General features: G+C 34.8%; 2 protein-coding genes. Both read right to left on the bottom strand.

What is annotated here, in order from left to right; all coding sequences use genetic code 11:
* Nucleotides 1–256: 256 nt before the first annotated feature.
* Complete coding sequence (gene cdiI, locus GA0061080_RS12280) at nt 257–637, bottom strand: ribonuclease toxin immunity protein CdiI (protein ID WP_091126254.1); 381 nt, start codon at nt 635–637, stop codon at nt 257–259.
* Nucleotides 634–1,272: RHS repeat-associated core domain-containing protein (locus GA0061080_RS12275; protein ID WP_167349251.1), on the bottom strand; the 639-nt coding region annotated here is incomplete at its 5' end. The genes cdiI and GA0061080_RS12275, both read right to left, overlap by 4 nt.

Genomic DNA, 1,272 nt, shown 5'->3' with positions numbered 1-1,272 from the left:
AACTTTTTCAGCATGATGATGCTCGGGGTTGGCCTCAGGATAAGTGACGGTGTGTAGCTGACCGGCGTTATCATAGTGGTAACGGCGTGGCTGTGTCCCTGTGATTTCGGCAAGCTGCCCATCAGGGTTATAATGATACTAATATTGCCAGATTTAATGCGACGAAAGTCAAACAAGATAAGTTAATTGCTAAATTTCTCTTGTTAATTTAATAAATAAAATATGCTCCCCACTAGTAATATGGGGATTTCACTATTTACTTTGAATAACGTTCTCTTAATTTATTCATATAAAATTCGATTGAATCTTTGTCTTTAGGATGCGTTTCAATATAACTATTAGATATTATTTGCATAAGTTCAACAAAATGTTGGGGAGATAGCGTTGAACTTTCATAGTCTCCAACTAAAAAAGATACCTCATCGAATTCTTTCGGATCATCTAAATCTTGATCTAAAACATATTCTAATCCCTCGTGAACAATGCAACCAATCCCCCGTGATGCATCATAAATAAATTGTAAAAGATTCATCTTATGTTCTTTGTACATTGTTTCGATTAAGTAATATAAATCACCACCTCCTTGTTCTTCTATTTCTTTTTCTATTGTATTTAACCATGTTAAATTATGACTCATTTTATATTCCTTATTGGCATTGTAAGAAATGCATTGCTTATTTTGCCTGTATTTTGATTTTTTGTTACAGTGAACCAATATCCGTCAACTTTTACAGAATATTCTCTTTTATGTGGATTATTTCTAAAATAATTTTCCGCTTGTTTTGCAGCTCTATTTGACATATCAGCCACTTTTGCATCGGAAAGTATTGCTGGATCATACGTTGTTTTCTTTTCAACTTTTTTAAATCGAATAATTTTACCTGCATTTGGTCCATTTGCTGCTCTAGCTGGAAGTTGATATTGATATTCAATTAACCCCGGAAAACGTCTATCAGTATGTTTAGGACCAACAATTTTAGCACCCGTCATCTCAACGGATTCTAAAAAAGCATCTTGGTTATGAGCACCTGAAATACCTGTTTTTTTCGCATTTAATTGTCCTATTTGTTTATTATGAGTAGTAACATCTGAAACAAAAGTATCTGGCACTAATTGTGCATCAGCCTCTTTTCCAACGATCCCCTCAACACCCTTATCAGCAACCTTAATCAACCCCAACGGATCAATCCAATTTATCGGATCGCTACCGGCATATTGATAACTATTTAGTCCACCCAGTATACCAAGCGGATCTTGAGTAATATACCTGCC

It is taken from the genome of Gilliamella intestini (assembly GCF_900094935.1).
Classification (GTDB): Bacteria; Pseudomonadota; Gammaproteobacteria; order Enterobacterales; family Orbaceae; genus Gilliamella; species Gilliamella intestini.
This window is presented reverse-complemented; position numbering and strand designations above follow the sequence as displayed.

Excerpts from the sequence above, each read along its gene's own strand:
- cdiI (WP_091126254.1), bottom strand. The coding sequence starts at position 637 with ATGAGTCATAATTTAACATGGTTAAATACAATAGAAAAAGAAATAGAA.